The sequence below is a fragment of the Paenibacillus lautus genome (assembly GCF_050482385.1).
In the GTDB taxonomy this organism is placed as follows: domain Bacteria; phylum Bacillota; class Bacilli; order Paenibacillales; family Paenibacillaceae; genus Paenibacillus_AQ; species Paenibacillus_AQ lautus_B.
The window spans coordinates 390,600-397,138 of sequence record NZ_JBCNHV010000015.1; the positions used below are offsets into that span (position 1 = coordinate 390,600).

6 protein-coding genes and 1 pseudogene are annotated in these 6,539 nt (G+C 38.8%); 1 reads left to right on the top strand and 6 read right to left on the bottom strand.

The window, feature by feature from the left end; genetic code table 11:
* The first annotated feature begins 228 nt into the window (after positions 1-228).
* Positions 229-1,098 (top strand): cation diffusion facilitator family transporter, encoded by an 870-nt coding sequence (locus tag ABEW73_RS20140; protein WP_430172365.1) that lies wholly within the window; start codon positions 229-231, stop codon positions 1,096-1,098.
* A 72-nt stretch (positions 1,099-1,170) separates the two neighbouring features.
* Here ABEW73_RS20140 and ABEW73_RS20145 read toward each other — a convergent pair.
* The 6 genes and pseudogenes from ABEW73_RS20145 to ABEW73_RS20170 all read right to left on the bottom strand — a co-directional run bounded on the left by ABEW73_RS20145 (position 1,171) and on the right by ABEW73_RS20170 (position 6,091).
* Positions 1,171-1,373 (bottom strand): annotated as a pseudogene (locus tag ABEW73_RS20145) (helix-turn-helix domain-containing protein).
* Between the two features lie 316 nt (positions 1,374-1,689).
* Positions 1,690-2,091, bottom strand: a complete 402-nt coding sequence (locus ABEW73_RS20150) for a hypothetical protein (protein WP_430172367.1) — start codon at positions 2,089-2,091, stop codon at positions 1,690-1,692.
* Positions 2,092-2,179: 88 nt separating this feature from the next.
* Positions 2,180-3,061, bottom strand: coding sequence for a GNAT family N-acetyltransferase (locus ABEW73_RS20155; RefSeq protein ID WP_430172369.1), 882 nt, complete (start codon positions 3,059-3,061; stop codon positions 2,180-2,182).
* Between the two features lie 279 nt (positions 3,062-3,340).
* Entirely contained in the window at positions 3,341-4,048 is a 708-nt protein-coding gene (locus ABEW73_RS20160) for a hypothetical protein (protein ID WP_430172371.1), read from the bottom strand.
* Positions 4,049-4,244: 196 nt separating this feature from the next.
* Complete coding sequence (locus ABEW73_RS20165) at positions 4,245-4,994, bottom strand: class I SAM-dependent methyltransferase (RefSeq protein WP_430172373.1); 750 nt, start codon at positions 4,992-4,994, stop codon at positions 4,245-4,247.
* Between the two features lie 272 nt (positions 4,995-5,266).
* The gene (locus tag ABEW73_RS20170) at positions 5,267-6,091 is read right to left on the bottom strand and encodes a class I SAM-dependent methyltransferase (protein ID WP_430172375.1); all 825 of its coding nucleotides are present in this window, start codon (positions 6,089-6,091) and stop codon (positions 5,267-5,269) included.
* Positions 6,092-6,539: the final 448 nt, after the last annotated feature.

Consider the following 6,539-nt stretch of genomic DNA (forward strand, 5'->3'; position numbering starts at 1 on the left):
AGGTTTCGCCGAGTATATAACCATCGTGAATACGCTCAACTCTACACGATCAGTCTAAAGCCTCCCAAGCGTGGCTCCACTCTATCTTTCTTAGTCTGGTGCAACTCTTTTTGCCCCTTGTCACTTATTAAGCGATAGGAAAAAACGTTGCTCTAGACCCACCCCTGCTCTGCTTGGTAATATAATCAGGTACTATTTTTTGGGGCGTGCGGAAGGAGTCGGCTAGATTTGGAACAACAACGTTATCATGATTTAAAATTGGGTGAAAAAGGTGCCATCGTCAGTATCATTGCTTATATCTGTTTATCTGCAATTAAATTATTAATAGGGTACACGGCAAACTCCGAGGCCCTGCGGGCAGACGGATTAAATAATGCTACAGACATCGTGGCGTCCATTGCTGTATTGATCGGACTGCGATTATCGCAAAAACCCGCAGACCGGGACCACCCATACGGTCACTGGAAAGCGGAAACGGTAGCCTCCTTGATCGCCTCCTTTATTATGATGGCCGTCGGGATCCAGGTCTTGTTCGGGGCCGTCTCTTCCATGTTTGAAGGAAACCATGAATCTCCTGATCTCATATCCGCATGGACCGGCATAGGCTGTGCCATTGTGATGTACTTGGTCTACCGCTACAACAAGCGCCTGGCCACCAAAGTAAACAGTCAAGCCGTTATGGCGGCGGCCAAGGACAATCTTTCGGATGCCTGGGTCAGCATCGGTACGGTTGTGGGTATCATCGGCGCCCAATTCCATCTACCGTGGCTCGATCCGCTTACCGCCGTATTGGTAGGCTTCCTGATATGTAAAACCGCTTGGGATATATTCCGGGATGCTTCTCATCATTTAACTGATGGCTTCGATGAGAACATTGTCAAAGACTACAAAGAAACCGTAAAGCAAGTGGTTGGGGTTAAGGGAGTTAAAGACATTCGGGCAAGGAATTACGGCAGCAACACGGTTGTCGACATCGTCATCCTGGTCAAGTCGAATCTAGATATCCGGGTCGCCCATGATATATCAGACCAGGTAGAGCATGAATTAAAAGAAACACACGGTGTTTATGACGTACATGTTCATATAGAACCGAATTAAACCTCCAATTTTACCAAGTGTCATAACCAACGAAGAAGGTCCGGCCATATTTCTATTGGCCGGACCTTTCTCTTATTGCTCTGCTATATGTTCTAGCAGATCTCCTGGCTGACAACCTAAAGCGCTGCATAATTTATCAATGACTTCAAGCGAAACATATTCTTAGTATTAAGCTTCGCCATTGTAGCAGATGAAATCCCCGTCATTTTAAGTAAATCCTGCTTTTTAATATCCCTGTCGATCAACAATTTTTGAAAAGGTTTGTAACTAATCATATGATTTCCCTTTCACACACAAAGCGAATTTTTCTACAAAAGACCCTATTCCTTTACGATGATGCAGACCTTTCTCTTCGAGCTATTTTAGAACGTGAGATTTATTTGCAAGGTTTTAAGGACGCACTTCATCTGCATAACGAATTACATACATCATTAGATTGAGAGCCAGTCGGCTCTTTTTTACATTCGATTCTATCGTGATAACGTTCTTGTATCTACGAACACGAGAGGCTTAAGGGGCTTAGCCACCGCGTTCGACGGACTTAGCCTCGCAGGGTTATCACCTGTACATGCTTCCTCAAAGAGCAAGTTACTAATCGCTTGTGTTGAATTTCATTTCAAACGCTTTACAAGCAATTTCAAAAATCTCATCATATGTACAGATAATTAGATGTCTAAGATTAAGCCCTCTGACTTCTTTAATTGTTGTCAGTAGATCTGATCCAATTACTTCAATCAAACTTGAATTCACTTCAACGTCTCTCAATACATTTGTATAACTTATATCTAGTTCAACCATATTGAAGTAGTAAATCCCCTTTACTATGAACTTATATGGTATGTATTTTTCATCATTCACTTGTGAACAGAGACTTGCATTTATTTCTCCAATTAGTTCTACCTCATTTGTAGATGTAAAATTCAACTTATCTAGGTAGATTGCATCTCGACCTGAGATTACACCTAGTTCAGTATTTATGATTTGATGTTGCATTGTAAAACTTTCACTTCCTCGATTTCTGAATTAATATTTTATGGTTTTCCCAAACTCCCCATAAATGACACAAATCTAATTAAGCTATTTAGATGTTATGCCAATAGAAAGTATAATGTGAATGCTGATGAAAGCCTATGGACTTATAAAAAGGATGATCAGAAATAACGTATGCTTTCTTAGCACCTAAGGAACAGCTTCTTTTTAAGGCTTCTAAAACCACCGCTTTACCAAGTCCCTTATGCCGGTACTCTGGAATCGTACATACTGGTTCAACATAAGCATAATCCGTTTTCTGACTATACCATAAGCCGCAGTATGCAACATATTCCCCATCTTCATTTTCTGCAACAATATGTAAGAATGGATTCAAATTCGCTGCTGACAACATTTTTTGTTGCTTATGAATAGTAATTTCATCAACAGGCACATGTCCTTCATGGTCAAATGCCTTCCATAGTAATTTCTGATGCTTATATAAATCATTTTTTATATTGAGATTTTTCATTGTTATGCCTTCTGGAGTTATGTAATCAAGACTAACATTCTCTAGTTCAAGTTCTAGTACATTTTCAGTCTGATCATTCTTTACAAATTTCTTGCTACGTAATAAGTCTAGAGTGTGAGTATCCGCATCATTCACCGCAATCCCAAGGCCTTTTTCATTACTAAAAATAGCAATGGCATATTCCAGTATATCTTTTCCCAATTCTCTATACCCTTGTTTAGTTGCAAAAAATGCTTCGCCGAAATAATGGTCATAAGTCGTTATTCCTACTATCTCGTCATTACAATACCACAAGCCAATCTTATCCATTAAGTCACTATTAAAGTCAGGATGAAAAAACATCCATTCCCACCTTGCCCAGTTCCAATTTATATGATTACGATCATCCTTTGATAATTCAATCAAAAATTGACAAACTTTATCATAATAAGAACTATCGAAATTTTTAAAAACAATTTTCACTTCAATCCCCCATAAAATAAAAAAATTCACGACGCTTTTCAAAGGCCATAAATAAATTATACCGCGCATTTCCAATAGTTAGGCGATAAAGTTCAATTATAACTGAATTGATCTACTCCGTTAGCCATTCACGAAACGCCCCAGCCTTTTGGCGATAAGAACATCAGCGACGACGTAGGAATGCTATATTGTATAATGTGATGTGGCGTTGGCACTCTATAATCCTCCATTAGTATGAAGAATGTATCTTAACTACAGAAACAGATTATGGTCATCATATTATGTGACATCAAGAGTCAATCCTGCCTCAAAATCCTCCAATTTATCAAAAACCTTCTTTAGCCATTCCTCGTCCAACCATAAATTGGGATTGCTCATCTCTCTTTCCGTAGGATGACCTGTGGCAAACGTATCCGCGCCGTCCTTACTTCCAAAGTAGAAGTCCACAATCTTTAAAGACTTATTTTCGGCGGTAATCAGCATTTTACTTTCCATTCCTGAACCTTCAAATTGAAATGCCAATTCAAGATAGTAAAAGTTATCTTCTGTATGTTGTAACTTGGCTTGTTTAAACTCATTTTTCAACCCGTAATTTATAGAATTTTCACTTTGTAAATCCTGTTTTTGCGTTATCTCCAACATTTTATCTGCGAATTTTCGTAGGTTCTTGTTCGAAATATATTTTTCAAATAATACTTTTTCTTGCTCTGCAACTGCACCGTTAAATAAGTTTACAAATGCCTTCCCAAACTCTATAATCGTTTCGTCATCTGCATTGCTAAGATGTTCACCTTGAATAGAAAAGTCTTGATTTGCAAGTTGGTTCAGCATATCCTTTGTCTTCTTCTCGAGGGATGCCATACTGGTTTCAGCTGGAACTGATTGAGTTTCTTCGCTTAATGTTTTGTCTTTTATATCATGGGTTTGTTTGCATCCTGTGAGTGCCACTAGCGAAGATATCATAAAAATCAATATTGTCTTTTTCATATCAGAACCTCCTGCATCAAACATAAGTAAACTTTACCTCACATAATTCTAATGTTAGGCAATAGTGAATCCGCTGCTTCGATACCCCTCTAGCAATCACGACAAGAGCCGGCCTTAGATAACTCCTATCTTAGGTCGGCTCGTGTGTCGTCTGAGTTATCTCGTACTAGCCATTTGCAAGTATGATATCACCCGACTACAGCTTCCTTGCTTTAAAAATAGCTGTTAACGGAACCATTTGCGATTTTTTGTTCCAATCGCTAAGTTCGCCTGTTAATTGCAAAGTTTCGTCGTTTGTCTGCTCAATCAACTGCTCGATTACAAAACCTGCCTTCGCCAAGGCGTTTACGTAAGTTGATATTTTACGGGAGCAAAGTAAAACATTTTTCCCGTCAAGATCTCGCTCAGACCATGTTTCATCAAAATAACTATTTTTAAAATAGGCTCTTCCTTCTTCGAATGCCACGCTCATATGGATAGGATGCGACCAACTGAATATAAACACGCCATCCTTTTTTAAATATGATGCAACCCTATTAAATGTATCCTGTAAATCCGTTGTCCAGCCAATTGCATAAATTGAATAAACATAATCAAAATAATCGGTTGGTAGTCCGTGTTCCTTTTCCATTGCCCCACAAATCAGCTTAGCTGCATAGCCACTTTCTGAAAGGCATTTCGCTGCCTTCTCAAGTTGGCCTTTAGAAATATCTATTCCCCATAGCTCAGCGGCCTTGTTATTGCCATGATATTTAAGAGATTCACCGTTGCCGCAGCCAATATCTAAAAGTTTTTTGCCTGCTACATCACTAAATAAGTTTAATTCTTTTTCCGTAAAAGTATTACAACCGTAATAAGGCAGTACAATCGCTTCTAAAAAATCGTTACCATTCTCGTCCCAATAAATCTTATTCGTGTTATGTATATTGCTAATAGTTTTGTTCATATGATTACCTCCACGTAATATAAATGCTCTTACTTCACAATAGTTTGCTATCGTTGTCGCCTGATTACGCCTTAAGTGACCGTAGTAACGGGTCCTCAGACTTAGCCGGTTGGATGTGACGCCTGATTCCACTTTCAGAAAATCCTCTTGGCGACCAAGGAGAGAAAGCGACGCAGCAGGAATGTTTTGTTATAAGATGTCCCTGTCTTCAAAGCGAAGCTTTGCTTGTTGATTTATGATTCTATGATTTCTTTTGATAGTTTTTAATTGACTTACAAAGGTTTTTTACCACATACCATAATATAATTCATCATCGCATACGCTTCAGAAGAATTATTAATTGCCTCAGAAGCTTGTTTCAATTGTTCAAATTCATCTGAAGTGATCACACCATTTTTATAAAAATGTACAAAACGATTAATATCCAATTGTCGTTTAAATCCATCAACGCCATGCACATCGCTATGTTGAATTACAGAATCAATATCTATATCTATATACCCACTCTTTAATAAGAGGCGCGGTAATCTTCTACCTATTAATCGATTTCCACCTTTTTGTGCAACATAATCCGAGATTTTCTTTAATATGTTATGTAGTAATGGGACTTCTGGGTTTACGGTACCAAAAACCCCATCGTCAATATCAATGATTACTAGTCTCCCACCAGGCTTCAGTACTCGATAAATCTCTCGTGCTGCCTCAAGTGGATTGTTTAAATGGAGAAAAATTAATCTTGCTACTACAAAGTCAAATGAATTATCGGGTAGATCCGTATTATAAACCGACGATTCTACAAATTTTAATCGTTCTGAAGGAACGTCTTTCAGTAATTTTTTGGCTTGTTCTTGTAATGTATTGTCTATTTCGAGAGAGGTAATATGACTGTCTGGTAAGCTATTAAGTAATTGCTCAGTTACATATCCAGGTCCGCTTCCAACTTCTAAAACACTCATACCATCTTGCAATCCGTACCACTTCATGGTTCGAAACTCTTTCTGCCAACCCATCGTTGCTTGTACTCTCAATCGCTCTACTTCCTCTTGAAAACCTAAGATAGCACTTTGGATATTGTAAGTTGAACGCTGGTCTTTCATAGGGCTCCTCCAAATCTTGTTTTTTATTTGCGGGCGGGGATTTCTTATAACGTTCTTGTATTCACGACGCGAGCCGGCCTTAGATAGCTCCTATCTTAGGGGAATGGATGTATCTGCCTGTCTCCTCTTCTTCGAAAAAACTCCTGGCAGATCAAGGGCCAACGGCCCGCAGCGCGAATATTGTGTTATAGGATGTCAGCGTCTTCTTCGAAATACAAAATCATTGTTTCTTAACTAATCGCTTCCCGTTAACGCAACTCATTCCGTGTCTGCTGAGGCGCTCCTGGTGGATAACAATTATTTAGTTAGTAACATCACAGTCGTGAAATACGTTGAATGGTTAGGATTTCTTGTACGTCCCTTATTCACCACCACCTGTAATATGCTCTTTACCATTGTTCATAATCTATTTGAATCAAATTAAAGTATCTTACATAATTGTCCAATC

Bases quoted from the DNA above. Each gene is read 5' to 3' on its own strand.
- ABEW73_RS20150 (WP_430172367.1), bottom strand. From the start codon at position 2,091: ATGCAACATCAAATCATAAATACTGAACTAGGTGTAATCTCAGGTCGA.
- ABEW73_RS20160 (WP_430172371.1), bottom strand. From the start codon at position 4,048: ATGAAAAAGACAATATTGATTTTTATGATATCTTCGCTAGTGGCACTC.
- ABEW73_RS20165 (WP_430172373.1), bottom strand. From the start codon at position 4,994: ATGAACAAAACTATTAGCAATATACATAACACGAATAAGATTTATTGG.
- ABEW73_RS20170 (WP_430172375.1), bottom strand. From the start codon at position 6,091: ATGAAAGACCAGCGTTCAACTTACAATATCCAAAGTGCTATCTTAGGT.